This window comes from Photobacterium sp. BZF1 (assembly GCF_014349205.1).
Classification (GTDB): Bacteria; Pseudomonadota; Gammaproteobacteria; order Enterobacterales; family Vibrionaceae; genus Photobacterium.
The window spans coordinates 1-3,388 of the sequence record NZ_JACSOF010000263.1; the positions used below are offsets into that span (position 1 = coordinate 1).

Sequence of the window (3,388 nt, forward strand, 5' to 3'; positions counted from 1 at the left end):
GTAAGAGGCTTTCAGGGCTATATGGTCGACAATATCCAAGGATTTACTAAAGATCAGGCAGACATGGAGTCAACCCTATGAAAGATCCCCTACTGCAATCTTTAGTCTATGTTAGCCGTTACTATGGCTTGGCAAATTCCCCTGATGCCCTGATTGCAGACCTCCCTATGGCAGATAACCTATTGACCCCTTTTCTGTTGCCTCGGGCGGCTGAAAAAGCAGGCCTGCAAGCCAAGGATACTCAAATAGCATTAGCCGACATCTCCCCGTTGCTTCTTCCCGCAATTGCATTACTCAAAGGGGGTGATGCCTGCGTCATCCTCAGTGTTGATAACGACAAAAACGAGGCTGAAGTTGTTTTAGCACAATCAGATGGAGCACAGCAGTGGGTGAACCTTGGCGATCTCAACGACCAATATACCGGCCACCTATTTCTGATCAAAAAGCGCTTTCGCTATGACGAGCGATCGCCTGAAATTCTCAAGACCCGAGAGGGGCACTGGTTCTGGAGTACGCTTTGGGAGTCTCGTTCCATTTATCGTGATGTGCTAATAGCCTCTATCCTGATCAATATTTTTGCGATATCAACACCTCTCTTTACTCGCTTGGTGTACGACAATATTGTGCCGAACCTTGCCTTTGGTTCGCTGTGGGTTTTGGCAATCGGGATCTCAATTATCTTTGCCTTTGACCTCATCCTTAAGTTGATGAGAAGCTATTTCATCGATATTGCCGGCAAAAAGTCTGACTTACTTATTTCGGCTAAAATTTTCAGTCGGGTGATGGGGATACGCATGGAGGCCCGCCCACCTTCCGTAGGTGCATTTGCCCGTCATATGCAGGAATTCGAATCAATTCGTGAATTCTTTACTTCTGCAACGGTTTCCTCCCTGATAGACCTACCATTTGCCATCATGTTCCTGTTGGTTATTTGGTTTGTCGCCGGGCCGTTGGCGCTAGTGCCACTGGTCGCGGTGCTGATCTTGGCCCTTTACAGTGCATTAATCCAACGCCCCTTGCGCCGTTCAATTGAAGAAGGGTCACGCCTTTCTTCACAAAAAAATGCCAACTTAATCGAAAGCCTACATGGGCTTGAAACCGTCAAGCTGTTCGGAGCACAAAGCCAATTCCAATATCGCTGGGAAGAAGCGGTGGCACATATGGCGAACTGGGGCATAAAATCCCGCCGTCTGACCGATTCTGTTCAAAACACTGCCGGCTTCCTCCAACAATTTGTCTCTGTCGCCATGATTGTTTTTGGGGTGTATCTCATCGCTGACGGTCAGCTAACCATGGGCGGCCTAATTGCTGCAACCATGTTGAGCGGTCGTGCTGTGGGACCAATGGTTCAACTATCTTTGCTATCAACCCGCTACAACCAAGCCAAGTCCGCAATGACTATCATAGAACAGCTGATGGAAATGCCGACCGAGCAAGAAGAAGGTAAACGTTATATCCATCGTCCTGTTATTCAGGGAAAAATAGAATTCGATAAAGTCAGCTTCAATTACCCCAACGCTGATAATGCTGCTTTGAAAGATGTCAGCTTTTCTATCGACCCCGGAGAGAAAGTTGCCATCATCGGTAGAATTGGGTCAGGTAAAACAACCATTGAACGTTTGATAATGGGTTTATACCGCCCAACTGAAGGCTCAGTAAGAATAGATGAGACAGACATCAACCAAATGCATCATATCGATATACGCCGTAATATTGGCTGTGTACCACAAGATATAATGCTGTTCTTTGGCTCTATCCGTGAAAACATTACTCTCGGCCGCCCGCTCACTAGCGATAAAGCAACCCTGTTAGCCGCCGAGCGTGCCGGGGTAACAAGCTTTACCCAGCAAGATGCAGCCGGTTTGGAGCGTCAGGTAGGAGAAGGGGGAAACGCGCTATCAGGTGGACAGAGACAATCCATCGCTATTGCAAGGGCGTTCCTTGATAATCCGCCGGTATTAGTCATGGATGAACCCACCAGCAGTATGGACAACCGTTCTGAACTATACATAAAAAATCAATTGGCTAATTTAAGTGACAAAGAAACACTGATCCTAATTACTCATAAAACCAGCATGTTGGACTGTGTGGATAGGTTGATAGTCATGGAACAAGGCCGCATTCTGGCTGACGGCCCTAAAGAACAAGTCCTTAAACAATTGCGTGAGGGCAATGTATCTGCAGTTCGCAGTACAGGAAGCTAATGTGTACAAATCTAGCAGCAGAGTGATTACCACTCTGCTGCTTTCATTATTCTTTAAGAGTTATGAAATATAACTGCAATCTAACCTAGGTAGCTTCCTCGTCCAGCAATCTCAAATAGATAGGGAAATTACCGTGAAGCTTTCACCACTTGTTGCAGCGACTCTCGTTGCAGTATGCTCGACCAGCTATGCCTTCGACTTGCAGCAACCTGCCAACAACAATACTGAAAACTTAGTCTGGACAGGTCACCTTAGCCCAGACACCGACACCGTCATGTCAGCAATGATGGCTGCCCACATCTACGGCGGTACCGCGACCGTACCGGAAAAGATCAACCCTGAATCTGAATTTGTCCTGAGTTACTGTAATGCAGAAGCTCCTCGTATCGAGTCTGACTACAGCAAATATCAGGTTGGCCTGGTTGATTTCAACCAAACAACACAGCTAGCACCTACGATTGACCAAAGCTCAATCGTTGCCGTTATCGATCACCATGCCATTGGCGGCTCGCCAATCAACACTTCACAGATTGTCGCTATGGACATCCGTGGCTGGGGATCTGCGGCAACTATTTTGGCAGACAATGCCGAGAAACTAGAAGTCGCCCTACCGAAGCACCTTGCCTGTGTCGGTTTGGGCGCAATCTTGTCTGATACTGTTGTCTTCCAGTCTGCTACCACCACTGACTATGACCGTGAGTATGCTGAGAAATTAGCAAAAATTGCCGGTGTTGATGACATCGAAGACTTCGGCCAGCAAATGCTGATTGCCAAATCAGACCTAAGCCACCTTTCTGCCGACACCATTTTGACCATGGACTACAAAAACTTTGAGTACGGCGGCAAGAAAGTCGGTATTGGCGTAGCAGAGACCCTGACCGCCCAGCAATTGATTGACCGTAAAGCAGAACTACAGGCTGCAATGAAAGCCTACAAGCAAGCCAACGAGCTGGATCACCTGTTCTTCTCGATCACCGATACCAAAGATAAAAAAGCCAACTTGCTTTGGGTCGATGACAACGACCTGAAGGTGATTAAAACAGCTTTCGAGCCAACGCCAACAACAGATATGCTAACGCTGAAAGGGGTGACCTCCCGCAAACGTCAAATTGGCCCTGCTATTCAGAGTGCGATTGAAAGTTTGTAAAACAGGTGCTGGGTGCTGGGTGCTGGGTGCTGGGTGC

At 47.6% G+C, this 3,388-nt stretch carries 2 protein-coding genes; both read left to right on the forward strand.

Annotated elements, in window-relative coordinates:
* Positions 1-77: 77 nt before the first annotated feature.
* Positions 78-2,204, forward strand: coding sequence for a type I secretion system permease/ATPase (locus BIZ37_RS29675; protein ID WP_187464602.1), 2,127 nt, complete (start codon positions 78-80; stop codon positions 2,202-2,204).
* Between the two features lie 133 nt (positions 2,205-2,337).
* The gene (locus tag BIZ37_RS29680) at positions 2,338-3,351 is read left to right on the forward strand and encodes a manganese-dependent inorganic pyrophosphatase (protein WP_187464603.1); all 1,014 of its coding nucleotides are present in this window, start codon (positions 2,338-2,340) and stop codon (positions 3,349-3,351) included.
* Positions 3,352-3,388 lie beyond the last annotated feature (37 nt).